The sequence below is a fragment of the Thioalkalivibrio sp. ALRh genome (assembly GCF_000381425.1).
Taxonomy (GTDB): domain Bacteria; phylum Pseudomonadota; class Gammaproteobacteria; order Ectothiorhodospirales; family Ectothiorhodospiraceae; genus Thioalkalivibrio.
Genome location: NZ_KB906519.1, coordinates 1,421,221 through 1,445,952 on the forward strand (window position 1 = coordinate 1,421,221; position 24,732 = coordinate 1,445,952).

27 protein-coding genes are annotated in these 24,732 nt (G+C 67.1%); 25 read left to right on the forward strand and 2 right to left on the reverse strand.

The genetic code is table 11. From position 1 onward, the window contains the following. The first annotated feature begins 68 nt into the window (after positions 1-68). The 8 genes from F791_RS0106795 to F791_RS0106830 all read left to right on the forward strand — a co-directional run bounded on the left by F791_RS0106795 (position 69) and on the right by F791_RS0106830 (position 8,320). Positions 69-845 carry a thermonuclease family protein gene (locus F791_RS0106795; RefSeq protein WP_019592386.1) on the forward strand — a complete coding sequence of 259 codons (777 nt, stop codon included), beginning with the start codon at positions 69-71 and terminating at the stop codon, positions 843-845. Continuing rightward, the gene (locus tag F791_RS0106800) at positions 842-1,705 is read left to right on the forward strand and encodes a M48 family metallopeptidase (RefSeq protein WP_019592387.1); all 864 of its coding nucleotides are present in this window, start codon (positions 842-844) and stop codon (positions 1,703-1,705) included. Before F791_RS0106795 ends, F791_RS0106800 begins: the two co-directional genes overlap by 4 nt. 75 nt (positions 1,706-1,780) lie before the next feature. After that, a complete protein-coding gene (locus tag F791_RS0106805) occupies positions 1,781-3,001 on the forward strand; it encodes a malic enzyme-like NAD(P)-binding protein (RefSeq protein WP_018138115.1) in 1,221 nt (406 codons plus the stop codon). Between the two features lie 57 nt (positions 3,002-3,058). Next, entirely contained in the window at positions 3,059-3,982 is a 924-nt protein-coding gene (gene mdh / locus F791_RS0106810) for a malate dehydrogenase (RefSeq protein WP_018138114.1), read from the forward strand. Continuing rightward, positions 3,966-4,913 carry a 5'-3' exonuclease H3TH domain-containing protein gene (locus F791_RS0106815; protein WP_018138113.1) on the forward strand — a complete coding sequence of 316 codons (948 nt, stop codon included), beginning with the start codon at positions 3,966-3,968 and terminating at the stop codon, positions 4,911-4,913. The genes mdh and F791_RS0106815 overlap by 17 nt, the downstream gene beginning before the upstream one ends. Then, positions 4,910-5,575 carry a DUF1007 family protein gene (locus F791_RS0106820; RefSeq protein WP_018138112.1) on the forward strand — a complete coding sequence of 222 codons (666 nt, stop codon included), beginning with the start codon at positions 4,910-4,912 and terminating at the stop codon, positions 5,573-5,575. Before F791_RS0106815 ends, F791_RS0106820 begins: the two co-directional genes overlap by 4 nt. Beyond that, the gene (locus F791_RS0106825; RefSeq protein ID WP_038049992.1) at positions 5,575-6,117 is read left to right on the forward strand and encodes a pseudouridine synthase; all 543 of its coding nucleotides are present in this window, start codon (positions 5,575-5,577) and stop codon (positions 6,115-6,117) included. Before F791_RS0106820 ends, F791_RS0106825 begins: the two co-directional genes overlap by 1 nt. A 142-nt stretch (positions 6,118-6,259) precedes the next feature. After that, positions 6,260-8,320 carry a transglycosylase SLT domain-containing protein gene (locus F791_RS0106830; RefSeq protein ID WP_019592388.1) on the forward strand — a complete coding sequence of 687 codons (2,061 nt, stop codon included), beginning with the start codon at positions 6,260-6,262 and terminating at the stop codon, positions 8,318-8,320. Between the two features lie 855 nt (positions 8,321-9,175). Here the strand turns inward: F791_RS0106830 and F791_RS0106835 are convergent. Further along, positions 9,176-9,556 carry a group III truncated hemoglobin gene (locus F791_RS0106835; protein WP_018137880.1) on the reverse strand — a complete coding sequence of 127 codons (381 nt, stop codon included), beginning with the start codon at positions 9,554-9,556 and terminating at the stop codon, positions 9,176-9,178. A gap of 70 nt (positions 9,557-9,626) precedes the next feature. Between F791_RS0106835 and F791_RS0106840 the strand changes: the two genes are divergently transcribed. The 13 genes from F791_RS0106840 to trpC all read left to right on the forward strand — a co-directional run bounded on the left by F791_RS0106840 (position 9,627) and on the right by trpC (position 21,606). Next, positions 9,627-10,538, forward strand: a complete 912-nt coding sequence (locus tag F791_RS0106840) for a fructosamine kinase family protein (protein ID WP_018137881.1) — start codon at positions 9,627-9,629, stop codon at positions 10,536-10,538. A gap of 103 nt (positions 10,539-10,641) precedes the next feature. Then, the gene (gene purE, locus F791_RS0106845; protein ID WP_018137882.1) at positions 10,642-11,157 is read left to right on the forward strand and encodes a 5-(carboxyamino)imidazole ribonucleotide mutase; all 516 of its coding nucleotides are present in this window, start codon (positions 10,642-10,644) and stop codon (positions 11,155-11,157) included. After that, a complete protein-coding gene (locus tag F791_RS0106850) occupies positions 11,154-12,326 on the forward strand; it encodes a 5-(carboxyamino)imidazole ribonucleotide synthase (RefSeq protein ID WP_019592389.1) in 1,173 nt (390 codons plus the stop codon). Before purE ends, F791_RS0106850 begins: the two co-directional genes overlap by 4 nt. After that, entirely contained in the window at positions 12,323-12,940 is a 618-nt protein-coding gene (locus F791_RS0106855) for a class I SAM-dependent methyltransferase (protein WP_018137884.1), read from the forward strand. Before F791_RS0106850 ends, F791_RS0106855 begins: the two co-directional genes overlap by 4 nt. Positions 12,941-12,942: 2 nt before the next feature. Next, positions 12,943-13,608 (forward strand): energy-coupling factor ABC transporter permease, encoded by a 666-nt coding sequence (locus F791_RS0106860; protein ID WP_018137885.1) that lies wholly within the window; start codon positions 12,943-12,945, stop codon positions 13,606-13,608. 136 nt (positions 13,609-13,744) lie between these two features. Then, on the forward strand, positions 13,745-14,068 hold the full coding sequence (locus tag F791_RS0106865; RefSeq protein WP_018137886.1) for a c-type cytochrome: 324 nt from the start codon (positions 13,745-13,747) through the stop codon (positions 14,066-14,068). A 180-nt stretch (positions 14,069-14,248) separates the two neighbouring features. After that, complete coding sequence (gene rpe, locus F791_RS0106870) at positions 14,249-14,938, forward strand: ribulose-phosphate 3-epimerase (protein ID WP_018137887.1); 690 nt, start codon at positions 14,249-14,251, stop codon at positions 14,936-14,938. 17 nt (positions 14,939-14,955) lie between these two features. After that, on the forward strand, positions 14,956-15,639 hold the full coding sequence (locus F791_RS0106875) for a phosphoglycolate phosphatase (RefSeq protein ID WP_018137888.1): 684 nt from the start codon (positions 14,956-14,958) through the stop codon (positions 15,637-15,639). 91 nt (positions 15,640-15,730) lie between these two features. Next, positions 15,731-17,218, forward strand: a complete 1,488-nt coding sequence (gene trpE, locus F791_RS0106880) for an anthranilate synthase component I (RefSeq protein WP_019592390.1) — start codon at positions 15,731-15,733, stop codon at positions 17,216-17,218. A gap of 114 nt (positions 17,219-17,332) precedes the next feature. Continuing rightward, positions 17,333-17,926, forward strand: coding sequence for an aminodeoxychorismate/anthranilate synthase component II (locus F791_RS0106885; protein WP_018174921.1), 594 nt, complete (start codon positions 17,333-17,335; stop codon positions 17,924-17,926). Between the two features lie 301 nt (positions 17,927-18,227). Then, the gene (locus F791_RS0106890) at positions 18,228-19,427 is read left to right on the forward strand and encodes a multidrug effflux MFS transporter (protein WP_018137891.1); all 1,200 of its coding nucleotides are present in this window, start codon (positions 18,228-18,230) and stop codon (positions 19,425-19,427) included. Between the two features lie 335 nt (positions 19,428-19,762). Then, positions 19,763-20,800 carry an anthranilate phosphoribosyltransferase gene (gene trpD / locus F791_RS0106895; protein ID WP_019592391.1) on the forward strand — a complete coding sequence of 346 codons (1,038 nt, stop codon included), beginning with the start codon at positions 19,763-19,765 and terminating at the stop codon, positions 20,798-20,800. Continuing rightward, the gene (trpC, locus tag F791_RS0106900) at positions 20,800-21,606 is read left to right on the forward strand and encodes an indole-3-glycerol phosphate synthase TrpC (RefSeq protein WP_018137893.1); all 807 of its coding nucleotides are present in this window, start codon (positions 20,800-20,802) and stop codon (positions 21,604-21,606) included. Before trpD ends, trpC begins: the two co-directional genes overlap by 1 nt. 91 nt (positions 21,607-21,697) lie before the next feature. On the opposite strand, the gene crp is transcribed toward trpC, so the two are convergent. After that, a complete protein-coding gene (gene crp / locus F791_RS0106905) occupies positions 21,698-22,336 on the reverse strand; it encodes a cAMP-activated global transcriptional regulator CRP (protein WP_018137894.1) in 639 nt (212 codons plus the stop codon). A 223-nt stretch (positions 22,337-22,559) separates the two neighbouring features. Between crp and F791_RS0106910 the strand changes: the two genes are divergently transcribed. The 4 genes from F791_RS0106910 (at position 22,560) to F791_RS0106925 (ending at position 24,730) form a co-directional block, all read left to right on the forward strand. Continuing rightward, positions 22,560-22,988, forward strand: a complete 429-nt coding sequence (locus F791_RS0106910) for an OsmC family protein (RefSeq protein ID WP_018137895.1) — start codon at positions 22,560-22,562, stop codon at positions 22,986-22,988. A 111-nt stretch (positions 22,989-23,099) separates the two neighbouring features. Next, positions 23,100-23,909, forward strand: a complete 810-nt coding sequence (speD, locus tag F791_RS0106915; RefSeq protein ID WP_012983717.1) for an adenosylmethionine decarboxylase — start codon at positions 23,100-23,102, stop codon at positions 23,907-23,909. A gap of 108 nt (positions 23,910-24,017) precedes the next feature. Next, the gene (locus F791_RS0106920) at positions 24,018-24,410 is read left to right on the forward strand and encodes a PH domain-containing protein (protein ID WP_018137896.1); all 393 of its coding nucleotides are present in this window, start codon (positions 24,018-24,020) and stop codon (positions 24,408-24,410) included. Continuing rightward, positions 24,407-24,730: a hypothetical protein gene (locus F791_RS0106925; RefSeq protein ID WP_019592392.1), complete on the forward strand. Its 324-nt coding sequence runs from the start codon at positions 24,407-24,409 to the stop codon at positions 24,728-24,730. Before F791_RS0106920 ends, F791_RS0106925 begins: the two co-directional genes overlap by 4 nt. Positions 24,731-24,732 lie beyond the last annotated feature (2 nt).

The following is a 24,732-nucleotide window of genomic DNA, read 5'->3' on the forward strand; positions in this document are numbered from 1 at the left end:
TCTGGCGGGGCGTCCAGCGGATGCTCGTGCCACTCAACGAGGGCGTCCCGTGGGGCGCCCTCGTTGGTTTGGTCGCGCTGTCGGCGTGGCTGATCGCCCCGGTGGCCGCGGCGCAGTGCGCGCTGGAGGACCACGATCCGCGTGATCTGCAGCGCGTGACGGTCGAGCGTGTCTGGACGCCGGATGCCCTGGACCTGGAAGACGGGCGGCACATCCGTCTGCTGGGTCTGGCACCGGCGGCCCCACTTCCATCGGTCGCGCCACAGCTGCTGCCAGTGGGCTTCGGGCTGGACTTGCGCGAGTCCCTGGAGGAACGCCTGCGCGGCGTCGATCAGCGCCTGGTGCTGTTGCCGGGACGTCCGGCCCGCGACGCCTATGGCCGCCTGCGCATGCATGCCTGGATCGACGATGGGCCGCTGCTGGCGGCCAGTCTGATTGGTGATGGCCTGGCGATGCCGCGCCCCGGCCCGGAACCGGGGCCCCTGGATGAGTGTTACTACGGGGCCGAGACCGTGGCACGGGAAGCGTCACGAGGGCTCTGGCTGGAGCGGCTCGAGGCCTTCCCGGTCGGCTGGCTGGAGCCGCCGCGCGAGCGCTCGCAGGGGCGGCTGCGGGTCCAGGGCGAGGTAATCGACGTGCGGGTGCGCGACCCGCACTGGGTGCTCGTACTGGACGGCCCGCTGGACCTGCTGATCTCCGGGGATGACCGCGATTTTTTCGAGGATCTGGAACCGCGCTCACTGCTGGGTAACACCGTTGTTGCGCGCGGCGCGGTGTATCCTTGGAGGGAGCGAGGGCGGATGCGTATCCGCCACCCCTTTGATCTCGAGGTGCTTGATCCATGAACGCCCTGTCCCGCCTGTTTCCCCGTCGCTGGGCGGCGCTGGCCCTGACCCTGACGCTGCTGATCGGCGCGGGCCTGGCCGTTGCGCTGCCGGGCTGTACTACCAACCCGGTCACCGGGCGCTCGCAGCTGATGCTCGTTTCCGAGAATCAGGCAATCGATGCCTCGCGCACGGCCTATGTGGAGATGCTCGCTCCGGCGCGCGAGGAGGGGCGGGTGGACGCCGACCCCCAGATGACCGCGCGCGTACAGCAGATTACCGAGCGCGTGGTGGCACAGGCGGTCAAGTATCGCCCCGAGACCGCCGACTGGGATTGGGAGATTCGCGTGATCGAGGCACCGGACACGGTCAACGCCTTCGCCATGGCCGGTGGCAAGATGGCGATCTACTCCGGCATCATCGAGCAACTGGAACTGACCGACGACGAGCTGGCGCAGATCATCGGCCACGAGATCGCCCATGCGCTGTCCGCGCACACGGCCGAGAAGATGTCGGTGGCCCTGGCCAGCAATCTCGCGGTAGCGGGCTATGCGATGACCGGCGACCGCTCGCCCGTCGCACTGACCGGCGCCGCCCTGGGGGCCGCGCTCGCGGTGCAGCTGCCGCACAGCCGCCGGATGGAGGCGGAGGCCGACCGCATTGGGATCGAACTGGCCGCGCGGGCCGGTTATGATCCGGATGCGGCCGCGAGCCTGTGGCGCAAGATGGCGGAACAGGCCAACGGAAGTCATCCGGTGTTCCTGAGCACGCACCCGGCGCCCGAGTCGCGCCAGCGCGACCTGACCCGCATGGCCGACGAGTTCCGGCCGCTGTACGAACAGGCCCGGCGCTCCTCGGTGCCGACCCACCCGGTCAACTGACCGGTCGCGGGGCCGGACCGCCCCCGGAACCCCGCTGCACTCTGACAGCCACTGCTTGAAAGGCCCCGCAACGCCATGTCCAACGATTTCACCCAGCGCGCGCTGGATTACCACGAACAGCAGCCGGCCGGGAAACTGGCCATCCACATCACCAAGCCCACGGCGACCCAGGATGATCTCTCCCTGGCGTATTCGCCGGGCGTGGCCGCGCCGGTGCGCGCGATTGCCTCCGATCCGGAGCTGGCCTACCGCTATACCGGCAAGGGCAACCTGGTCGCGGTGATCACCGATGGCACGGCCGTGCTGGGACTGGGCAATGTCGGTGCGCTGGCAGCCAAGCCGGTGATGGAGGGCAAGGGCGTCCTGTTCAAGGCCTTCGCCAACATCGACGTCTACGACATCGAGGTGGATGCGCCGCAGCCGGAGGACTTCATCAACACCGTGGCCCGCATTGCCGGCGGCTTCGGCGGGATCAACCTCGAGGACATCGCCGCGCCGCACTGCTTCGAGATCGAGCGCCGCCTGTCCGAGCGTCTGGATATCCCCGTCTTCCACGATGACCAGCATGGCACGGCGGTCATCACCGCGGCCGGTCTGGTCAATGCCCTGGAGATCCAGGGCAAGAAGCTCAGTGACGCGAAGATCGTCTGCGTTGGCGCCGGCGCGGCCGGCATCGCCTCCATGCAACTGCTGCTGCGCCTGGGGGCGAGCAAGAAGAACCTGTTCATGGTGGACCGCAAGGGCGTGATCCACAGCCAGCGCAACGACCTGAACGAGTACAAGCAGATCTTCGCGGTCGATACCGAGGCGCGCACGCTGGAGGACGCCTGCGAGGGGGCGGATGTCTTCATCGGGCTGTCGGGCCCCGATCTGCTGACGCCCGAGATGCTGAAGTCCATGGCACCAAAGCCGGTGATCTTCGCGCTGTCCAACCCGGATCCGGAGATCCGGCCGGAACTGGCGCTCGAGACGCGCGACGACCTGATCATGGCGACAGGCCGTTCGGACTACCCCAACCAGGTCAACAACGTGCTGGGCTTCCCGTTCATCTTCCGCGGTGCGCTGGATGTGCGCGCGCGCCGGATCAATGACGAGATGCTGGTCGCGGCCGTGCATGCGCTGGCCGAACTGGCTCGCGAGCCGATCCCGCAGGCCGTGCTGGACGCCTATGGCCTGGAGGCGCTCGAGTTTGGTCCACACTACATTCTGCCGACCCCGTTCGATCCGCGCCTGATCGATACTGTGCCGCAGGCGGTCGCACAGGCCGCGCGCGACAGCGGGGTTGCCCGCCGCTAAGGAGACGCTGATTGATCAGCGCTTCTCCAAACTCCACCTCCGTCATACGAGGGAAGCATGCAGAAAATCGCCATTATCGGAGCCGGACGCGTCGGCGAATCCACCGCCCAGTTCCTGGCTCGGCGCGATGTCGCCCGCGAGATCGCGTTGCTGGACGTGCGCGAGGGTGCGGCGGCCGGTGCGGCGCTGGACATCCAGGAGACCGCGCCCCTGCTGCGCTTCGATACGCGCCTGGTCGGTAGTCACGAACCCTCGGTGATCGCTGGCGCGGAACTGGTGATCGTCACGGCCGGGCTGCCGCGCAAGCCGGGCATGTCGCGCTCCGATGTCCTGGACAAGAACGTCGAGATCCTCGACCAGATCCTGCAGGACATCCTCGTCCATGCGCCGCAGAGCCGCATCCTGGTCGTGTCCAACCCGGTGGACGTGCTGACCTACCGCGCCTGGCAGAAGACCGGCTGGAGTCGCGACCGGATCTTCGGGCAGGCCGGGGTGCTGGATACCTCGCGCATGGAGGCCTTCATCGCCCTGGAGACGGGGCTGTCCACCCACGACATCCAGGCCCTGGTCCTGGGTGGTCATGGCGATGCGATGGTGCCGCTGTTGCGCTATTCCAGTGTCAACGGCGTGCCGCTGCACCACTTCATGGACCAGGCGACGCTCGACAACATCGTCGAGCGTACCCGCCACGGGGGTGCCGAGATCCTTGCCCTGAAACAGACCTCCAGCGCCTATGGCGCGCCCGCAGCGGCCATCGCCGAGATGGTCGAGGCGATCGCCGTGGATCGCCGGCGCGTGCTGCCGACCGTGGCCCTGCTGGAGGGTGAGTACGGGGAACGCGATGTGGCCATGGGCGTGCCCTGCATCCTTGGCCAGGGCGGCATGGAACGGGTAATCGAGCTGGAACTGGACGCGGATGAACGCGCGGCCTTCGACCAGTCCATCGCCGGGGTGCGCAAGGACCTTGAGCGCCTGCACTGAGTCGCGCCCGGGGCTGCCGTGCCCGACCCTGACGCTGGTCGACTCCAGCATCTTTGTCTTTCGTGCCTGGTTCGCGCGCGGCCTGGACCTGGATCCGCTCGGGCGGCCGGGAGGGGCCGTGCACGGGCTGGTGCATTCGCTCTGCCAGTGGCTGCCCGCCTGCGCCCCGGGTCCGATCGCCTTTTGTTTCGACGAGAGCCTGCGCCGGGGCTTTCGCCACCGGCTCGACCCCACCTACAAGGCCCACCGCCCGCCGGCGCCACCGGAGCTGCGCGAACAGTTCGCGCGTATCCGGGAGCTGCTTGGTCAACTCGGCTTCCGGACCCTGGCCCATCCCGAGTACGAGGCCGACGACCTGATCGCCAGCCTGGCGCGTGTCGGCCGCGCCGCGGGCTGTCGCATCGAGGTCAAGAGTGCGGACAAGGACCTGACCCAGGTCATCCTCGGTGACCAGGACCGGATGCATGATCCGGAGCGCGGGACCGCGCTGGATCGCCGTGCGATCGAGAAGCGCTTTCGTATCCGTCCGGAGCAGGTGGCCGACATGCTCGCCCTGGCGGGCGATGCCAGCGACAACATCCCGGGTATCGAGGGCGTGGGCCCCAGGACCGCGGCGCGGATCCTGCGCCGCCTGGGCGATCTGGACACAGTGCTGGCCGAACCGCAGGCCGTGGCGCGTTGCAATATCCGCCGCGCTGATGTCGTGGCCGCGCGCATTGCCGAGCAGTCGGACCGGCTGCGCCTGTCGCGCCGCCTGACCGGGCTGGCGGACCGCATCCCCGACCTGCCGGGGCTCGACGCCCTGCAACCCACCGGGCCGAAACCCGATGCCGCGCGCTGGCTCGCGGAACTCGGGGTCGCGCGCGATTATCATGGTCGCCTGCTGGCGGCCGCCGGTGCCTGGCGGTCCACGACCCCGGAGATTGCATGAGGCCACGTTCTCTTCTCTACGCCATCCTTGCCGCGGGCCTGGTGTGGTTGCTGCTGGTCAGTGCGCCGGTACAGGCGCATCCGCATGCCTGGATTGATCTGGAGATCACGCTGGAGCGCGATGGCGAGGGGCGCATCACCCATATGCTGCATCGCTGGCGCTTCGACCCGACCTACGGGCAGTACCTCTACGAGGATGCCCTGGCGCATCAGGAGGGCGCGACCGAAGAGGAGAAGCTGCAGGCGCTCGCCCGCGAGATCCTCGGCAACCTCGAGGAATACGAGTGGTACAGCCATGTCGAGGCCGGCGGGCGCGCGGTGGACGTCGCTGCCGAGCCCGATCCGTCCATGCGCATGGAAGACGGGCTCCTGTTCTTCCGTTTCCGCCTGGCGCTGGACGAGCCAGTCGATGTGGGTTCCGAGACCCTGGCGTACAAGGTCTACGACCCGACCTATTTCATCGAGCTCCTGCACGAGGAGCCGGCCGGTACGCGCATCGTCGAGGCCGACGGGCTCGCGGCCGCGGGTTGCAGTGCAGAGCTGGAGCGCCCCCGCCCGGATCCCCAACTCGTCGCCAAGGCCATGATGCTCGATTACGGAGCCACGGTGGACTATGACCTGGGGCGCCATTTTGCCGAGCGTGTAACCGTGCGCTGCGATTGATGCACCGAATCGTTTTGTTCCACAAGCCCTGGGGCGTGCTGCCGCAGTTCACCGACCCGGAAGGGCGCCCCACGCTGGCGGATTACATCGACATCCCCGGGGTCTACCCGGCCGGGCGCCTGGACCGCGACAGCGAGGGGCTGATGGTGCTGACCGACGACGGGCGCCTGAATGCGCGGCTGACCCAGCCGCGCCACAAGACCAGCAAGACCTACTGGGTACAGGTGGAGGGAGAGCCCGATGACGCCGCCCTGGAGGCCCTGCGCACCGGGGTGGACCTGAAGGATGGACGCACGCAGCCGGCGAAAGTCGAGCGCATGGCGCCGCCCGATCTGCCGGAGCGCGACCCGCCCGTACGCTTTCGCAAGTCCGTCCCGACGACCTGGCTCGCGCTGTCGCTGCACGAGGGCCGCAACCGCCAGGTGCGGCGCATGACCGCCGCGGTGGGGCATCCGACCCTGCGACTGGTGCGCTACCGGGTGGCCTCCTGGACCCTGGATGGCCTGGAACGCGGGGCGTTTTCGGTGATCGAACGCGAGTGAAACCGGTCACAAGCGCCGCGCCGGGGCATCGCGGGATTGTCGCGGAATGCGGCCCGGCCGGTGCGAAATCACCACAAGACCATTGCGCCCGCCACAGGTCGTGCGGAATATGAACGGATCAGCCAAGCGAGAACGCAATCCAATGCGCCTGCCCAGGATATTCACCACGGGTCTGACCGGTCTGGTCATGGCCTTCGCCGCCGGGGCTCCGGCGGCTAACCCGGGCCCGACCGGGATGGTCTTCGAACGCAGCCTGTTCCTGCATGCCGAACGCGCCCTGAGTCGTGGCGACATGGCGGCCTATCGCAATGCCCGCAGCACGCTCGAGGGCTATCCGCTGACGCCCTATCTGGATCATCGCGAGCTGGCTCGCGACCTGGGGCGTGCGGACCCCGATGCCGTGCGCGCCTTTATCGAAGAGCACGACGACACCCCGCTGGCCGGCCAGTTGCGCAGCAACTACCTCTCCTATCTGGCCCGCGAAGAGGCCTGGTCGCGGTATCTCGACTTCGCCGACGACGGGCGCGATCTCTCCGTCACGCAGGACTGCCAGCGGCGCAAGGCACTGATCGAGACCGGCAACACCTCCGCGGCGATCGAGGATATGGACTCCATCTGGCTGCACGGCCAGTCCCGTCCCAGTGCCTGTGATCCGGCGCTCAAGGCCTGGCGCGATGCCGGCGGGCTGACCGATGAGCTGGCCTGGGAGCGTTTCGCCCTGGCGATGCAGGCGCGCCAGACCGGGCTCGCGCGCTACCTGCGCCGCTACCTGGCCAGCGCCGATCGCGACTGGGCGGAGCGCTGGCTGGAGCTCGAGTCGCGTCCGGCACGGGTGGTCGAGGTCGACGTCCGCGCGGACGATCATCGTTCTGCCGAGGCGATGCTGGAACAGGCGTTCAAGCGCTGGATTCCGCAGGACCTGGATGCGGCACTGAAGGGCTGGGAGGAGCGCGGCGAGCGTCTGGGCTTCCCGGCCGAGACCGCCCGCGAGATTGAGCATGCGCTCGCGCTGCGCCTTGCCCTCCGTTTCCGCTCCGAGACGCTGGAGTTCATGGAGGGGCTCGACGCGGAGGTCTTCGACGACCAGCTGCGCCAGTGGCAGGTACGTGCCGCGCTCCATGATGGCGACTGGGAGACGGTCAAAAGCGCGATCCGCTCCATGAGCCGCGATGCCCGCGACGAGACCGCCTGGCAGTACTGGTATGCACGGGCGCTGGAGCAACTGGACGATGCCGACGAGGCACGTTTCTTCTACGAACGGGCGGCGCGGGAGCGCAACTTCCACGGGTTCCTGGCCGCCGATCGTCTGGGCCAGCCCTACCGCATCGGGCACCAGCCTCTGCAGCTGGCCAATGGTGCGCGCGAATCGATCATGGACCGCCCCTCCATGCAGCGCATGCGCGAGCTGGTGGCGCTGGACCGCTACGCCGAGGCACGCCGCGAGTGGACCCGTACCGTGGCCAACATGGAGCCGCCCGAGCTCGAGGCCGCGGCCGCCGAGTTCGCCGACTGGAACTGGTACGACCGCGCGATCTTCACCATTGCGCGGGCCCGCAATTGGGACGATATCGAGCTGCGCTTCCCGCTGGCCTTCGATTCCGTGATCGTCCCGGGCGCGGAGAAACAGGGCATCGACCCGGCCTGGGCGATGGCGATTGCCCGCCAGGAGAGCGCCTTTCTGCATGACGTGCGCTCCGGGGCCGGTGCGTTGGGGGTGATGCAAATCATGCCGGCGACCGGGCGCTCGATTGCCTCCAGTGCCGGGGTCCGGGTCAACTCCGATTGGGACATCCTCGACCCGGCGACCAATGCGACGCTGGGCACCTACTACCTGCGGCGCAACCTGGACCGCTTTGGCGGGCACAGCCTGCTGTCCACGGCGGCCTACAACGCCGGGGCGCATCGCGTGCGCTCCTGGCTGCCGGACGATGGCGAGATGGACGCCGATATCTGGGCCGAGCTGATCCCGTTCTCGGAGACGCGCGATTACGTGCGCCGGGTGTATGCCTACCAGATCGTCTATGCGGTGCGTCTGGGGCAGGACCCGCCGTCGCTGTCGCAGCTGCTGTTCCCGGTGGCGCCGGAGTCCAAACTCGCGGCGAGCCGCGAGGATCACCTCCAGGCGCTGCGCAACATGCGCGAGGACCTCGCGCTCGGGCGCGCCTTCTGCGATGCGCCGGGCTACACCGAAAACGCCTGCTGACGGGCCGGGGCTGCTTCACGCGCTGAGGCTGGCCCTGTTTGGGCCTCTGGTGTTTACGGTGCCTTCGTCCGGCCGCCTGCCATGCGCTCACTCGCGAGCGCGCCGCGAGGTACTTTCTTGCTTGCCCAAGAAAGTACCCAAAGAAGGGCACCCGGATTCCGCCCGGGGACCTTGCTCCAGGGCCCTCGGGCCGGCGGCGCTGAAACTCGCTACGCCTTCGGCTCCGCTCAGACAGTCAGCGCCCCCGTTTCTATTTTGAATCGTCCGTCCCGAGGACCCTTCCGCAAGGGGCTTCATACGGGGGGAGAAGGTCAAGACAACGGCGATCCAGACGTTCGTGGCAATGGTTGAAGGCTAGGTGTTCCCATATCTAGGCACGCGCGGCCTGTGGCCCTGGCGTGCCGCGCCCGCGAGCGGGCGCCAACCCCCATGTAGGATGCGGATGAGCGCAGCGAATCGCATCAGGGGGTTGCCCCGGCGTTGGCAGGGTGCGTTTCGCTGCGCTCAACGCACCCTACGGCGTAAGGGATAGCCAGAAGCGCTGGAATACGACTGGTTTTGACCTACCCTCCCGATATGAGCCCCTTGTGGAGGGCGTGACAGGCCGGAAGAGAGGCGCTGACTGTCTGAGCGGAGCGACAGCGCAGCGAGTTTCAGCGCCGCCGGCCTGGCGCGGCCGGAGCAAGGTTCCTGGGCGAATCCCGGGCGTGTTTCTTGGTTGCTTCTTTGCACGAGCAAAGAAGTAACTCGGGGCGCGCTGCCGAGACAGCGCAGGCAGGCGGCCGGCCGAAGGCACCGTAAACACCGGATGCCGAACCAGGGCCAGCCTCAACAGGGCAGGAGGGTAGGGCGACGCTAGCGAATGATGTCCTCGCGCATCCGGCTGGCGATGCCCTCGGCCAGCTGCTGCCACTCGGCCGCTAGTGGCGCCTCCAGATGCTCCTCGGTGGTCGCCTTGAAGTGCCGCATCCAGATCGCCAGATCGGCCTCGGTCAGGTTCATCGGCGCATGCTTGCCGACCATGTCGATCGTGGGCGGCTGTTCCAGACGTCCGCCCAGGTTCATGTACCAGAAATCCGAGATGCGCCGGACATGGGACTCGAAGTCCTGAATGCGTTCGAAGTGGTGCCCGATCTCCGGGTCGCTGGACAGGCGGCGATAGAAGTCGTCGATGACCGCGCGGATGCGGTCGGCGCCGATCTTGTCGCACAGTGGCTCGAGTTTGCGAAAGGCCATGGGTGAGTCTCCTGACGAATCCCGCGGCAACCGTTAACCTGCATGTTGATCAGCAAGCCGGATACCGAGGATGAACCAATTGGATTCTGCGGGCCCTGACGCCATCACGGCGGCGGTGGCCCAGTGCATCACGGACCATACCGCAAGCGCGTTCGAGCCGACAGGAAGCCAGGCCTGTTCCGGGGGCTCGATCAACCAGGCCCAGCGCGTGACCGGGACCGATGGCCGGAGTTTTTTCGTGAAGCTCAACCGGGGCGCGATGGCCGAGGCGATGTTTGCCGCCGAGGCGCGCGGACTGGAGGAGCTGGCCCGCTGCGAGCGGGTGAAGATCCCCGCGGTGATCGGTACGGGCAAGGCGGGGGGTGCCTGCTTCATCGTGCTGGAGGAGCTGGACCTGGGTGGCCGGCGCGACGGGGTCGCGCTGGGGCACGGGGTGGCCGACATGCACATGAAGATGGCGGCGCGCTTCGGGCTGGATCACGACAATTACATTGGCTCGACGCCGCAGTCGAACCGCCAGCACGATGACTGGGTGTCGTTCTATCGCGACGAGCGCCTGGGCTTCCAGCGGAGTCTGGCGCGCGAGCGCGGGGCCGCGCATTCGCTGATCCAGGCGCTGGAGTCTCTGGAAGCGAGTCTGGGCGGGTTCTTCAGCGACTACCGCCCCGAGCCGTCGCTGTTGCACGGGGACCTGTGGAGCGGCAACTGGGGCTTCCAGTCCGATGGTACGGCCGTGCTGTTCGATCCGGCCGTTTACTACGGGGATCCGGAGGCGGACCTGGCCATGATGGAGCTGTTCGGTCATCCCGGGCAGGACTTCTTCAACGCCTACGAGGAGATCCGTCCGGTCGATGCCGGCTACCCGGTGCGCAAGACGCTCTACAACCTCTACCACATCCTGAACCACGACCACCTGTTTGGCGGGGGCTATGGTTCCCAGGCCGAGCGCATGATCCGTCAGCTGCTGGCGGAACTGAGATGAGCAGCGCGCGAGAGGTCGATCGAGCGGTGTCCGCCCGGCGCCGTAAGGATTCGGCCCCGTTGCGGGCTTGTCGCCCCGAGGCGGGGCGGCTAAGGTTCCGTCCATGACGGCCAACAACGACACAACCGCTGCGCGCGTGGGCGTGGTGATGGGCAGTACCTCCGACTGGGCGACGATGGAACGCGCGGTAGATGTGCTGGAGGAACTGGGCGTGCCCTACGAGGCGCGTGTGGTCTCCGCCCACCGTACCCCGGATCTCCTGTTCGAATATGCCGAGCAGGCCCGCGAACGAGGCCTGGCCGCGATCATTGCCGGGGCCGGGGGGGCTGCGCACCTGCCCGGGATGCTGGCCGCCAAGACCTCGGTGCCGGTACTTGGCGTACCGGTGGCTTCGCGCCATCTGAAGGGGCAGGACTCGCTACTGTCGATCGTGCAGATGCCGAAGGGGATCCCGGTCGCGACCTTCGCCATTGGCGAGGCCGGTGCGGCCAATGCCGCCTTGTTTGCCACCGCGATGCTCGCCAACTCCGACCCCGCCCTGTGCGAACGTCTGGACGCTTTCCGGCGTGCGCAGCGCGATACGGTGCTGAACCAGATCCTGCCGCCGGCCGCATCATGATCCTGCCTCCCGCCACACTGGGGCTGCTCGGCGGCGGGCAGCTCGGCCGCTACTTTGTGCGGGCCGCGCGCGAGATGGGTTATGCCGTGTGGGTGCTGGATCCCGACCCGCACAGCCCCGCCGGACAGGTCGCCACGCGACACCTTTGCCAGCCCTACGAGGATGCGGAGACGCTATCGGCACTGGCCGACCAGTGCGCGGTGATTACCTGCGAATTCGAGAATATCCCGCGCCCGGCACTGGAGTGGCTGGAGGCCAATGCCTGTCTGCGGCCCGGCCTTTGCGCGCTGGGCGTGGCCCAGGACCGGCTGGAGGAGAAGCGCTTTCTCGCCGAGATCGGGGTGGCGGTCGCGCCTTGGCGCCCGGTCACGGCCGGTGGCGATGGTGGCGATGGTGGCGAGGACACCACCGGCGCGCCATCCTTCCCGGCGATCCTGAAGACGGCCCGCCTGGGGTACGACGGCAAGGGGCAGCGCCCGATGGAGCACATGGGCGATCTCGCGGCCGCGCACGCGGAGCTCGGTGGCGTGGACTGCGTGCTCGAGGAGCGGGTGCAGCTCGAGCGCGAACTGTCGGTCGTGGTGGCGCGCACCGCAGATGGTCGCAGCGAGGCCTTCCCGGTATCCGAAAATATGCATCGAGGCGGCATCCTGCACCTGAGCCGGGTGCCGGCGCGTGTCGACGAGGCCCTGTCCGGCCGAGCCGTGGCAATCGCGCAGTTGATCGCCGACCGCCTCGACTATTGTGGCGTGCTGGCGGTCGAGTTCTTCCTGAGTATGGGCGGGGATCTGCTGGTCAACGAGATCGCCCCGCGCCCGCACAACACCGGTCATTACACGCTGGACGCCTGCACCGTCTCCCAGTTCGAGCAGCAGGTGCGCGCGATCTGCGGTCTGGGGCTCGCCCCGGCGCGCCTGACCACCCCGGTGGCGATGGTCAATCTGCTGGGGGGGCTGTGGCCCGCGGACGGAAGTCCGGACTGGTCCGACGTGCTGGAGGCCGGGCGTGCGCGCCTGCATCTGTATGGCAAGAGCGAGGCGCGGGCGGGGCGCAAGATGGGGCACCTGAGCGTGCTGGGCCTGCCTGGCGAGGACGATGCGATGGCCCCGGCGTCCACCGCCGAGGGGCTGTGGCAGGACCTGGCGCGGGCGGCGGGGGTGTCCGAGTGACCGAGGCGTTCCCGGATTCCCGTTCGCGCCGGGCGCGTCAGGCGGAGCTCAAGCGCGACCTCGAATTCGCCGATACCCTGGCGGGCGAGTCCCTGCGCTTTCGCACGACCTGGGGGCTTTTTTCGCCGCGCCGGATCGATGATGGCACGCGCATGCTGCTGGATCGCATCGATGTGCGTCCGAGTGATGACTGCCTGGACCTGGGCTGCGGCTATGGCCCGATCGGCCTGACCCTGGCGCGCAAGGCCCCGCAGGGCATGACGACGCTGGTGGACACCAATTTCCTGGCGGTCGAGTACAGCCGGCGCAACGCCGAGCTCAACGGCATTACCAACGTCGAGTGCGTAAACAGCAACGGTTTTGCCCAGATCCGTGACCGCCGTTTCGATCTCGTGGCCTCGAACCTGCCGGCCAAGGTGGGCCGGGAGATGCTCTACACCTATCTGCTGGATGCCCACGAGCAGATGAACCCCGGTGGTCGCATCTATGTCGTAACCATTACCGGGTTGCGGCGGTTTATCGAGAAGGGGTTCAAGGAAGTGTTCGGCAACTACGACAAGGTCAAGCAGGGCCGCGAGTACACCGTCGCGGCCGCCGAACGCGAGCCCGACTGACCATGGTCGAGGGGGCGGGCGAACTCCCGGTTGCGCTCCGCGTGCTGTCCGCCCTCCTGCTGGGGGCGGGGCTGCTGATCATGCTGCGACGCATGCCTTGGGAGGCCTTCTTTGTCCCCGGGCGCACGCAGCTCTTTGTGATCGCCACGCTGTGTCTGTTTCTGATCTGGGGTCTGCGTGCACAGACCCTGGAGGGCCTGGCGCTGCACTTTCTTGGCATGGCCACGATTACGCTGATGTTTGGCTGGCAGCTGGCGATCTTGATGGTATTTCTGGTGGTCGCGGGACTGGCCCTGCTGGGGGCGCTGCCGCTTGCGGCCTTTCCGCTGACAGTCCTGCTGGCGGGCGTGCTTCCGGTAGCTGTGACCTGGGGGCTGCTGCGGGCGACTGAGGCCTGGCTGCCCCGCCACATGTTCATCTACCTGTACGGGGTCGCGTTCCTCGGCGGGGCCCTGACGGTGGCGGCCACGGTGCTGACCTCGGCGGTGATCTACGGGCTGTTCACCGACCTGGCCTGGGGCGATATCTACCGCGATTACGTGCGCTATCTGGCCCTGCTCGTGCTGCCCGAGGCTGTCCTCAACGGCATGGTGGTGACCGGCCTGGTGATGGTGCGCCCCGAGTGGCTGGCGACCTGGTCGGACGAGCGCTATGTGCACGGGCGCTGATCCGTTCAAACCTTCTTGTGGCCGCATTTCCCTACCGGTTTTTATGTTAATGAACCGTTCAGGGAAGCCCTGCTAACGTTCACTTCACGATGGGGCGCAACCCCGTTGGTGAGCTGCAAACGAGGAGACCACAACAATGAAAACCAAGCTGTTCGTTCTGGCCGGGATCGCAGGGAGTGTGCTGATGCTGTCCTCCGCCGCGCAGGCGGCCGACATCCAGGCTGGCCAGTCCAAGTACCAGTCCACCTGCCTGAGCTGCCATGGTGCACAGGGCAAGGGGCAGGCGATCTTCCCCGCGCTGGCCGGTCGTGACGCCGAATACGTGACCGACAAGCTCGAGCGCTACCGCGCCGGTGAAGAGGTCGGTTCCCATACCGGTCTGATGCGCCCGCATGCCCAGGCGCTGAGCGATGACGACATCGCCAACGTGGCCGCCTTCATCGAGTCCGAATTCAACTGATTCAGACAACCGCGAAGTGGCAAGCCGACGGGCTGGGGTTTCCCCGGCCCGTTTGCGTTGGAGGGCCTGTCGCATGCGCCGCCTTTTGCCTGCTATGGCGGCATCCGGTAAAGTTCCGCGGTTCCGAGAGCGTGGCCGATGGTCGGTCCCGCTATCCCAGAGATTTCTGCGAGGCTTCCCATGGCACAACCCGATTTCATTGCCCCGTCCATCCTCTCCGCCGACTTTGCCCGTCTGGGCGAGGAAGTCGACAACGTCCTGGCCTCCGGCGCGGACATCGTCCACTTCGACGTGATGGACAACCACTACGTGCCGAACCTGACCATCGGCCCGCTGGTCTGCGATGCCCTGCGCAAGCACGGCGTGACTGCGCCGATCGACGTGCACCTGATGGTCAAGCCGGTGGACCGCATCATCCCGGACTTCGCCCAGGCCGGCGCCAGCTACATCACCTTCCACCCGGAGGCCTCCGACCACATCGACCGCACCCTGCAGTTGATCCACGCCGAGGGCTGCAAGGCGGGTCTGGTATTCAACCCGGCGACCCCGCTGTCCTACCTGGAATACGTGATGGACAAGGTCGACATGATCCTGCTGATGTCGGTGAACCCGGGCTTTGGCGGCCAGAAGTTCATCCCGGCCACCCTCGACAAGCTGCGCGCCGCGCGCAAGATGATCGACGAATCCGGGCGTGATATCCGCCTCGAGATCGACGGTGGTGTGAAGGCCGACAACATTCGCGAGATCAAGGCTGCGGGTGCGGATACCTTCGTCGCCGGCTCCGCGATCTTCGGCGCGTCCAGCGACTCCGACGCGAACCGCTACAACAGCATCATCCAGCAGATGCGCGACGAGATGGCCAAGGCCTGATTCGCCCGGAGACCAGGATGTCCCTGAAGCGCCCCCGCATGATCCTGATCGACCTGGACGGCACGCTGATCGACAGCGTGCCGGACCTCGCCTATAGCGTGGATGCCATGATGCGCGAGCTCGGCCTGCCCGAGCGCGGCGAGGCGGCCGTGCGCAACTGGGTCGGCAACGGCGTGGAAAGGCTGGTCAAGCGGGCGCTGCTCAATGCGCTCGACGGCGAGCCGGACCCGGAGACCTTCGAGCGGGCCCTGCCGGTGTTCATGCGCATCTACCAGGAGAACACCGCCGGGCGCTCGCCGCTGTACCCGGGGGTGCGCGAGGGGCTGGACCAGCTGAAGGCCGCCGGTTACCGCCTGGGCTGCGTGACCAACAAGGCCGAGCGCTTCACCGTGCCGCTGCTGCGCGAGAAGGGCATCCTCGATGACTTCGAGATCGTGGTCGCCGGTGATGCCCTGCCGCAGAAAAAGCCCGACCCGGCGCCGCTGTTGCACGCGGCGAACGAGCTGGGTGTCGACCCCTCCGAGTCGCTGATGGTCGGGGACTCGAAGAGCGACGTGAAGGCGGCGCGCGCGGCGGGCTTCCAGATCGTCTGCATGACCTACGGCTACAATCACGGCGACGACATCCGCGACGAAAATCCAGACGCCGTGCTGGATCGCCTGGACGAACTGCCGGGACTGCTGCCAGCCCGGGCGGCCTGACATGATCGCAATGGACCGGACAGCGGGGCGATGGCGAAACGGCGACTGATCTGCCGCGCCGTCTGCCCCTCTCTTGTCAGGAACCCTTGTGATGACCCCCGAACAGTTCGACGCCCTGGCCCGCGAGGGCTATAACCGCATCCCGCTGGTGCGCGAGGTCCTGGCGGATCTCGAGACCCCGCTGTCCATCTTCCTGAAGCTGGCCAACCGGCCGTATTCCTACCTGTTCGAGTCGGTGCAGGGCGGGGAACGCTGGGGCCGCTATTCTTTTATCGGCCTGCCGGCGCGGACCCGGGTGCGGGTGCACGGTCACGACATCACGGTGGAGACCGACGGTGACTTGGTCGAGCAGACCACCGAGACCGATCCACTGGCCTGGGTCGAGGCCTACCAGGCGCGCTTCAAGGTTGCCGAGCTGCCGGGTCTGCCGCGCTTCACCGGTGGCCTGGTCGGCTACTTCGGCTTCGAGACCGTGCGCCTGATCGAGCCGCGCCTGGAGGGCCCGGACAAGCCCGGTGCGCTGGGGCTGCCGGACATCCTGCTGATGGTCTCCGAGGAGGTCGTGGTCTACGACAACCTCTCCGGGCGGCTGTATCTCGTGGTGCATGCCGATACCTCTCGCCCCGACGGACAGGCCGTGGCGGCCGAACGCCTCGACGAGCTGGAGAGCCGGATCGGCGAGCCGCTGGTACCGCCGGAGGACCCGCCGCACCCGCACGCGGTGCCGGAGTATGTGCCGGGCTGGTCGGCCGAGGGCTTCCAGGCTGCCGTGGCGCGGGCGCAGGAATACATCATGGACGGCGACGTGATGCAGGTGGTGCTGGCGCAGCGCATGAGCGTGCCGTTCTCGGCGCCCCCGCTGAACCTCTACCGCGCGCTGCGGGCGCTGAACCCGTCGCCCTACATGTACTACCTGGACCTGGACGACCACCATGTGGTCGGGGCCTCGCCGGAGATCCTGGTGCGGCTGGAGGATGACCGCGTGACCGTGCGTCCGATCGCCGGTACCCGCCCGCGCGGGCGTACCGAGGAGGAGGACCGCGCGCTGGAGGTCGAGTTGCTGGCCGATCCGAAGGAACGCGCCGAGCACCTGATGCTGATCGACCTCGGGCGCAACGACGTTGGTCGGGTCTGCGAGATCGGCTCGGTGGAGGTGACCGACACCATGACCATCGAGCGCTACTCGCACGTGATGCATATCGTCTCCAATGTGGAGGGCCAGCTCGCCCCGGGGCACTCGCCGATGGACGTGCTGCGGGCGACCTTCCCGGCCGGTACGGTCTCCGGCGCGCCGAAGATCCGCGCGCTGGAGATCATCGACGAGCTGGAGCCGGTCAAGCGCGGGCCGTATTCCGGTGCGGTCGGTTACCTCTCCTGGTCCGGCAACATGGATACCGCGATCGCGATCCGCACGGCCGTACTGCATGACGGTGAGCTGCACATCCAGGCCGGGGCCGGCGTGGTGCACGACTCGGTGCCCGAGAACGAGTGGCAGGAAACCCTGAACAAGGGGCGCGCGGTCGTGCGCGCAGCCGAGCTGGCACTGGGCGGACTAGGGCCGCGCAAGCACCGTGGCTGAGGGCGTGATGACCGACGCAGAACGGGCAGCACGAACGCGGTTGTCGGACACGCCGGGCGCACTCGCGCTAGTCTGCGATCTGTACCGGTCCGGTGCGGCGGAGGGACTCCCGGCATGATCCTGATGATCGACAACTACGACTCGTTCACCTTCAATCTGGTCCAGTACCTGGGCGAGCTGGGGGCGGAGGTCGAGGTGCATCGCAACGACCAGATCACCCCCGACCAGGTCGCCGAGCTGGCGCCTGCCGGGATCATGATCTCGCCCGGCCCCTGCACCCCGAACGAGGCGGGTGTGTCCATGGAGGTGATCCGCCGCTTTGCCGGGCAGACTCCGATCCTCGGGGTCTGTCTCGGGCATCAGGCGATCGGTCAGGTGTTCGGCGGGCGCGTGGTGCGGGCCCGCGAGATCATGCACGGCAAGACCTCCCCGGTGCATCACACCGGGGTGGGGGTCTTTGCGGGCCTCGAGAATCCGCTGGAGGCCACGCGCTATCACTCCCTGGTAGTGGAGTCGGCCTCGCTGCCCGATTGCCTGGAGGTCACCGCCTGGACCGAGCGCGAGGATGGCACCCGCGACGAGATCATGGGTCTGCGCCACCGTGAACTGGACGTCGAGGGCGTGCAGTTCCACCCCGAATCCATCCTGACCCGGCAGGGGCACGAGCTCCTCGACAACTTCCTGCGCCGCCTGCCCCAGCCGGCGTGAGCGGAGGGAAGCACTGGTCAATGTACGCACCCGCGTTGGTGCCCCATGTTTTCCGAGACCAGGAGCATCGTGCAGCGGGTAGTGGTTCTACCGGCCCGTTTTTGATTGATTCGGGGCGCAACGCAGGATCGGGGAACATGGGGCTCCAACCCCACAAGCTAGTCAATGCGGGGGCTCGGCCGCCCGTTGTTATCAAAAACGGGTGTGCGCACGGCGTTGCGGCTCCCTTGTGCAGAATGGCTGCACGGCGGTCACCGCGCCTTGTTCGCACGCAAAAGCGACTCGAGCGCGGGCGCGTACATTGACCAGTGCTTCCCTAGAACGCCGCACCCGGCTGCGCTTCGCGCTGCTGGTCGCGCCCCTGGCGCTGCTGGCGCCGTTCTCGCTGGATACCTACCTGCCGTCGTTTCCGGCGATGGCCGCGGACCTGTCCGTCGACGGTGCGGCGATGCAGGCGACGCTGTCCTCCTATCTGGTCGCCTTTGCCCTGGCCACGCTGGTAGCCGGGCCGCTGTCGGATGCCTTTGGCCGGCGTCCGGTCGTGCTGTGGGCGCTAGTGGCCTATGTCGCGACATCCGCGCTGCTGGTGGTGGCGGTGGAGTACTGGCAAGTGATCGGGTTGCGGATCGGCCAGGGCTTCGCGGCGGCGGCGGGGGTGGTGGTGAGCCGTGCCCTGGTGCGCGACCGTTTCGACCCCATCGATTCGCGGCGCGTATTCGCGATTGTGACGATCATGTTCGCGATGGGGCCTGCGATCGCGCCCATCCTGGGCGGCTATCTGCAGTCCGCGTTCGGGTGGCGGTCGGTGTTCGCGTTCCTGGTGCTCTACGGGGTCGTGCTGCTGCTGGCCGCGCGTCTCTGGCTGCCGGAGACCCTGCCCCCGGTCGGGCGCGTGTCCAGCCGGCCGCGGCTGGTGCTGGGGCGCTATGCGGGTACGTTGCGCAACCTGCAGTTCCTGCAGCCGGTGCTGGTGCATACCACCCTGTTCGGGGCCAAGTTCCTGTTCGTCGCGGCCTCGCCCGCGCTGATCTATGTCCATCTCGGCGGGGGCGAGCGCGATTTCTGGTGGCTGTTCGCGCCCATGGTGGTCGGGCTGATGCTGGGGGGCGTGGCCTCCGGCTGGAGTGCCGGGCGCGTGGCGCCCGAGGTCACGGTCCGCATCGGCTTGCTGCTCACCGGGATTTCGCTGGCGCTGGTGGGCTGGGCGGCGCTGGCCCCGGAGCCCTCGGTGGCGGCGGTGACCCTGCCGTTTGCGCTGTACAGCTTTGCCCTGGCCCTCGGGATGCCCTCGCTGACCCTGCTGGCGCTGGACTGCTATCCGGGGGCGCGTGGTATGGCCTCGGCGATGCAGGCCTTTATTCAGCTCGGGTTTGCAGCCCTGCTCACGCTCTTCGTGGTCGACTGGCTGGATGACGTCCTGCTGCACCTGGTCGCCGGTGCGGCGGTCATCTGGCTCTTTGCTGCTTTTGTCTGGTTCGGCGGAGGATTAGGGAAACGCTGACCCCTATGCACACTCGCGCTCGAGTCGCTTTTGCGTGCGAACAAGGCGCGGTGACTGCCGTGCAGTCATTCTGCACAAGGGAACCGCAACGTTGTTCCCGCGCCCGTTGTGATCAAAAACGGGCGGCCGAGCCCCTTCGGGGTTGGCACCCCAGGTTCCCCGATCCTGCGTTGCGGCCCTTGCCGGTAGAACCACTACCGGCAAGGGCCGCGCCTAGCCTCGGAAAACCTGGGGTACCAACGCGAGTGTGCATAGGGGGCAGCGTTTCCCTGGTTCGTGCCGCGCGGGAGCGGGCGTTACACTAGCGCTCCCCATTCCCCGACAGGAGCAGCCCTGTGACCGTGCAGCAAGCCATAGCGGCCCTGATCGAACGTCAGAACCTGGACGAGGCGGCCATGACCGCCGTGATGCAGTTAGTGATGACCGGAGAGGCCACCGACGCCCAGATTGGCGGGCTGCTGGTGGCCCTGCGCATGAAGGGCGAGACCATCGAGGAGATCCGCGCGGCGGCCGGTGTAATGCGCGAGCTGGCGACCCGCGTGGATGTCCCGCGCACCGGGCTGGTCGATACCTGCGGCACCGGCGGCGATGCCTCCGGCACCTTCAATATCTCCACCGCCTCGGCGTTGGTCGCGGCGGCCGGTGGCGTGCGGGTGGCCAAGCACGGCAACCGCTCGGTGTCGTCGAAGTCCGGCTCCGCGGACGTGCTGGAGCACCTGGGGATCCATCTCGGGCTGGCGCCGGAGGCGGTCGGGTCCTGCATCGAAGAGGTCGGCGTTGGCTTCCTGTTTGCTCCGGCCCATCATGGCGCGATGAAACACGCGATCGGCCCGCGCAAGGAGCTGGGCGTGCGCACGCTGTTCAATGTGCTGGGCCCGCTGACCAACCCTGCCGGGGCGCCGAATCAGGTGCTGGGCGTGTTCTCCGATGCCTGGGTGCGGCCGCTGGCCGAGGCCCTGAAGGGACTGGGCAGCGAGCATGTGCTGGTGGTGCACGCCGAGGACGGGCTGGACGAGATCAGCATCGGTGCCCCGACGCGTGTGGCCGAGCTGAAGGATGGCGCGATCGAGGAGTACACCGTCGTGCCCGAGGATTTCGGGCTGGCACGGAGCGGGCTGGACGCGATCCGGGTCGACAGCGTGGAGGCCTCGGCCGCGATGCTGCGCGGGGTGCTGGAGGGGCAGGCCGGCGCGGCCCGCGATATCGTCCTGCTGAACGCCGGGGCCGCGATCTACGCCGGGGGTGGCGCCGAGTCGCTGGCCGCGGGCGTTGGCCGTGCGGCCGAGGCGATCGATTCGGGTGCCGCCCGCGAGCGCCTGGAGCGGCTGCAGGCGACCAGTGCACGATTGACCAATCAAGGAGCAGGAAGCTGATGACTGACGTCCCGGACATCCTCAAGCGGATCCTCGAGCGCAAGCGCGAGGAACTAAAGGAACGCGAGGCCTTCTGGCCGTTGCGCGAGCTGCGTGGCTGGATGGGGTCGGCCCCGGAGCCGCGCGGGTTCCGGGCGGCGTTACAGCGCGATATCGATGCCGGCCGCGCGGCCGTGATCGCGGAGATCAAGAAAGCCAGCCCTAGCCAGGGGCAGATCAGCCCGAACTTCAACCCCGAGGTCTTTGCCCGCAGCTACGAGGAACACGGGGCCACCTGCCTGTCGGTGCTGACCGACGTGGACTTCTTCAAGGGGCGTGACGGGGATCTGCGGGATGCGCGCGTGGCCTGCCAGCTGCCGATCCTGCGCAAGGATTTCGTGATCGACCTCTACCAGGTTTACGAGGCGCGGGTGCTGGGGGCGGACTGCGTGCTGCTGATCGCCGCCGCGCTGGATGACACCGCGCTGCACGAACTGTACTTCCTGACCCGCGAGCTGGGCATGGATGCCCTGGTCGAGGTGCACGATGCCGAGGAGCTCGAGCGCGCGAAGAAGATCGGGGCGGATCTGATCGGCATCAACAACCGCGACCTGCGCACCTTCGAGACGCGCCTGGAGACCACGCTGGAGCTGAAGGACCAGGTGCCGGACTCGGCGCTACTGGTCACCGAGAGCGGCATCCATACCCGTGAGGATGTGGCGCGCATGCAGGAGTCGGGGGTGAATGCCTTCCTGGTAGGCGAAGCCTTCATGCGGACCGAGGATCCGGGCCAGGCGCTGGGCCGGCTGTTCCGCGGCGAAGACTAGTACCACGGCAACAAGTCGCCCGGGGTTTGCTTGCTTGCGGGCGCGGCGCCCGCCCGTATTGGCTGCGGGCAGGTTTTCGCCAGGGTGCCGCTCAGCGGGTGCCGAACACCACGATGGTCTTGCCGTGGGCGGTGATCAGCCCGCGTTCCTCCAGGTCCTTCAGGACACGCCCGGCCATCTCGCGAGAGCAGCCGACGATGCGCGCGATCTCCTGGCGGGTGATGCGCAGCTGCATGCCGTCCGGGTGGGTCATGGCGTCGGGCTGGCGTGCCAGATCCAGCAGGGTGTGGGCAATGCGGCCGGTGACATCGACAAAGGCCAGGTCCATCACCTTGCGCGAGGTCTGGCGCAGGCGGGTGGCGATCTGGCTGGTCAGCAGCATCAGGATCTCCGGGTCGCGCTGCGCGATCTCGCGGAACTGGGTGTAGGGGATCTCGGCGGTCTCGGTATCCTCGCGGGTGACGACCGTCGCCGAACGCGGGTCATCCTCGAACATGCCGAGTTCGCCGAAGAACTCGCCCTTGTTCAGGTAGGCCAGGACGAGCTCGTGGCCGTTGTTCTCGCCCAACACGGAAACGGAACCGCTGACGACGTAGTACAACGTATCCGGTACCGTGCCGGAGTGAATGATCGTCGTGCGCTTGCGGTAGTGCCGGCGATGGCAGTAACCGAGGAAGCGCTCCAGTGCCGGCGACGGCTGCGCCGGGCGGTAGACGAACGGATTATTCATAGTCATGGCATCCATGGCTTTTAACGTCTCGCTTGTTGAGGACGGTTTTCAGTGTAATTCAGCCCTCCGTGAGCGGGACCCGGGTGTCGGGATCGAGTCACAAAATCCAACGACCAGCATTTGATTTTGTGTCTTGCATCTCAAAGTTCATGCATTTTTTGTTGAGTATAGGCCACACAGGGCCTTCCAAACGGGCCGAAGTTGTGGGCAAAAGGAGACGCGCATGCAGGTCAGGGTGAAGTGGCTGGAACAGGTGGCGTTTGTCGGCGAGACCGGCAGCGGCCACGCGATCGTGATGGACGGCCCCCCGGATGCCGGTGGTCGGAACCTGGGCGCCCGCCCGATGGAGATGCTGCTGCTGGGGCTGGGTGGATGCACCAGTTTCGATGTCGTGGCGATGCTCAAGAAGGGACGCCAGGAGGTCCTCGACTGCGAGGTCACAGTGGACGGTACGCGGGCCGAGACGGTGCCCAAGGTGTTCACCGACATCCACGTGCACTTTCGGGTCTACGGCCATGGCCTGTCCGAGAAGCAGGTGGGGCGCGCGGTGGAGTTGTCCGCGGAGAAGTACTGCTCGGCCTCGCTGATGCTGGGGGCGGCGGCCCGGGTTACCCACGACTTCGAAATCCTCGAGGGCCCCGCGCCCCGCTGAGACACCCGCGCAGTCGGCGGGAATTTTCCCCAAAGGGCGTAGCGTGTTTCCCTGACGCCCCGGGACGTCTACAATCCGCCGTTCCCTGCGCACCGGGCAAGAGGAAACGCCATGCCCCGTCACAAGAAGCAGATCAAGCTCCACGGGTTCAACAACCTGACCAAGAGCCTGAGCTTCAATATCTACGATATCTGCTACGCCTCCGGCGAACGCCATCGTGACGAGTACATTGCGTACATCGACGAGGCTTACAACGCCCAGCGTCTGACGCAGATCCTGACGGACGTGGCCCACCTGATCGGGGCCAACATCCTGGATATCTCGCGCCAGGACTACGACCCGCAGGGCGCCTCGGTGACGATGCTGATCTCCGAGGAGCCGGTGGCGACCGAGATGATCGGCTACACCGAAGGCCCGGGCCCGCTGCCGGAAACGGTGGTCGGTCACCTCGACAAGAGTCATATCACGGTCCATACCTATCCGGAGGCGCACCCGGAGGGCGGGATCGCAACCTTCCGCGCGGATATCGATGTTTCCACCTGTGGTCGCATCTCCCCGCTACGCGCGCTGAACTACCTGATCCACAGCTTCGAGTCGGACATCGTGATCATGGACTACCGCGTGCGCGGCTTTACCCGCGACGTGCGTGGCAAGAAGCACTTCATCGATCACAAGATCAACTCCATCCAGGACTTCCTCTCGCGCGACACCAAGGAGAAGTACCAGATGGTGGACGTGAACGTGTACCAGGAGTACCTGTTCCACACCAAGATGGTGCTCAAGGATTTCGATCTCGACAGCTACCTGTTCGGCCTGGGCAAGGATGACTACTCGGCGAAAGAGGCCAAGCGCATCGCCAAGTTGCTCAAGCACGAGATGATGGAGATCTTCTACGGCAAGAACATGAGCCGCCCCGCCTGATACGCGATACCGCGTTCCTTGACCGGCGCGGCAGCATCGCCTGGAGACACCCGCGGCGGGCGCTCCATCTGGCACACTGTTGGGACCTGTCCGCGAACCGGAGGTCCCATGTCCAGTCGTGCGCCCGCGATCGACGCCCGCCCGGCGATGTTTCGCAATCACCCGTTCGGTTTCATCTTCAGTGTCCTGCTGATCGCGGCCTTTGGTCTGGGGCTGTTGATCCTGCTGTGGTGGTATCTGCAGACGCGCTCGGTGCGTCTGCGCATCGATGCCGACCAGGTGCACCTGGAGGAGGGCCTGCTCAGCAAGTCCCATGTGGACCTGGACATTGGCCAGATCCGCACCGTGAAGGTCGATCAGAGCTTCTGGAACCGGATCTTCCGGGTCGGCGAGATTGCGGTGTACACCACCGGCGACAACCCGGAGTTCCGTGTGAGCGGTATCCCCGATCCGCACCGCGTGCGTGACTATGTGCGCGATCGTCGCGAGGCGGCCGCGTGAGTTCCGGCGATCGCCGCGACAGCGGCCTGGCCCTGCGCATACTGCTGGGGACCTCGGCGCTGGCCGCGTTGCTGGTGGCGTTGATCGTGCTGGGCGCGGCCGTCACCCTGCCCGGGCTGTCCGAGTGGGTCGCGATCACGTTCGACGATGGCATTGGGCTGCAGATGGCGGCCCTGGTCGCCGCGATCGTCTCGGTGCTGGTCATGCTGGTGTTCGCGCTGGCCGCTGGTGAGGGGCTGATCGGCGAGTTGCAGTTCATGATCCCCGGCTTTTTCTTGTTCTTTGTCTTTTTCTGGCTGCTGCTGGCCTGGATTTTCTGAAC

What these genes read in the sequence shown, in the direction of transcription:
- trpC (WP_018137893.1), top strand. Translation starts at nt 20,800, where the DNA reads ATGACTGACGTCCCGGACATCCTCAAGCGGATCCTCGAGCGCAAGCGC.
- F791_RS0106865 (WP_018137886.1), top strand. Translation starts at nt 13,745, where the DNA reads ATGAAAACCAAGCTGTTCGTTCTGGCCGGGATCGCAGGGAGTGTGCTG.
- F791_RS0106920 (WP_018137896.1), top strand. Translation starts at nt 24,018, where the DNA reads ATGTCCAGTCGTGCGCCCGCGATCGACGCCCGCCCGGCGATGTTTCGC.
- F791_RS0106820 (WP_018138112.1), top strand. Translation starts at nt 4,910, where the DNA reads ATGAGGCCACGTTCTCTTCTCTACGCCATCCTTGCCGCGGGCCTGGTG.
- F791_RS0106860 (WP_018137885.1), top strand. Translation starts at nt 12,943, where the DNA reads ATGGTCGAGGGGGCGGGCGAACTCCCGGTTGCGCTCCGCGTGCTGTCC.
- speD (WP_012983717.1), top strand. Translation starts at nt 23,100, where the DNA reads ATGCCCCGTCACAAGAAGCAGATCAAGCTCCACGGGTTCAACAACCTG.
- trpE (WP_019592390.1), top strand. Translation starts at nt 15,731, where the DNA reads ATGACCCCCGAACAGTTCGACGCCCTGGCCCGCGAGGGCTATAACCGC.
- F791_RS0106825 (WP_038049992.1), top strand. Translation starts at nt 5,575, where the DNA reads ATGCACCGAATCGTTTTGTTCCACAAGCCCTGGGGCGTGCTGCCGCAG.
- F791_RS0106800 (WP_019592387.1), top strand. Translation starts at nt 842, where the DNA reads ATGAACGCCCTGTCCCGCCTGTTTCCCCGTCGCTGGGCGGCGCTGGCC.
- mdh (WP_018138114.1), top strand. Translation starts at nt 3,059, where the DNA reads ATGCAGAAAATCGCCATTATCGGAGCCGGACGCGTCGGCGAATCCACC.
- purE (WP_018137882.1), top strand. Translation starts at nt 10,642, where the DNA reads ATGACGGCCAACAACGACACAACCGCTGCGCGCGTGGGCGTGGTGATG.
- F791_RS0106875 (WP_018137888.1), top strand. Translation starts at nt 14,956, where the DNA reads ATGTCCCTGAAGCGCCCCCGCATGATCCTGATCGACCTGGACGGCACG.
- F791_RS0106850 (WP_019592389.1), top strand. Translation starts at nt 11,154, where the DNA reads ATGATCCTGCCTCCCGCCACACTGGGGCTGCTCGGCGGCGGGCAGCTC.
- rpe (WP_018137887.1), top strand. Translation starts at nt 14,249, where the DNA reads ATGGCACAACCCGATTTCATTGCCCCGTCCATCCTCTCCGCCGACTTT.
- F791_RS0106830 (WP_019592388.1), top strand. Translation starts at nt 6,260, where the DNA reads ATGCGCCTGCCCAGGATATTCACCACGGGTCTGACCGGTCTGGTCATG.
- F791_RS0106910 (WP_018137895.1), top strand. Translation starts at nt 22,560, where the DNA reads ATGCAGGTCAGGGTGAAGTGGCTGGAACAGGTGGCGTTTGTCGGCGAG.
- F791_RS0106805 (WP_018138115.1), top strand. Translation starts at nt 1,781, where the DNA reads ATGTCCAACGATTTCACCCAGCGCGCGCTGGATTACCACGAACAGCAG.
- F791_RS0106840 (WP_018137881.1), top strand. Translation starts at nt 9,627, where the DNA reads ATGAACCAATTGGATTCTGCGGGCCCTGACGCCATCACGGCGGCGGTG.
- F791_RS0106835 (WP_018137880.1), bottom strand. Translation starts at nt 9,556, where the DNA reads ATGGCCTTTCGCAAACTCGAGCCACTGTGCGACAAGATCGGCGCCGAC.
- F791_RS0106885 (WP_018174921.1), top strand. Translation starts at nt 17,333, where the DNA reads ATGATCCTGATGATCGACAACTACGACTCGTTCACCTTCAATCTGGTC.
- crp (WP_018137894.1), bottom strand. Translation starts at nt 22,336, where the DNA reads ATGAATAATCCGTTCGTCTACCGCCCGGCGCAGCCGTCGCCGGCACTG.